The 252-nt window shown below is 61.1% G+C and carries 1 protein-coding gene; it reads right to left on the reverse strand.

Annotated elements, in window-relative coordinates:
- Positions 1-252 (reverse strand): adenylate/guanylate cyclase domain-containing protein (locus tag ACR9ZK_RS22735; protein ID WP_481344189.1); only part of this gene is annotated, 252 nt, incomplete at both ends.

The following is a 252-nucleotide window of genomic DNA, read 5'->3' on the forward strand; positions in this document are numbered from 1 at the left end:
GCTGTTGTGTGTCGATAGCGCCTCGACGAAGTTCGACGACATCAGGACATTGCGGTCGGCCGAACGGCACATGGAGGCAATGCGGCTCACCTCGTTGACAGCAGGCCCGATGACGGTGAAGTCCAGCCGGTCCATGCTGCCGATATTGCCGTAGAAGACATCGCCGATATGCAGGCCGAGATAGACATCCGTGACGGGCCTGCCCTCGATCTGCCGCTGGGCGTTAAGATCGCGCAACCGCTGGCGCAACAG

It is taken from the genome of Monashia sp. HAY1-5C (genome assembly GCF_056755255.1).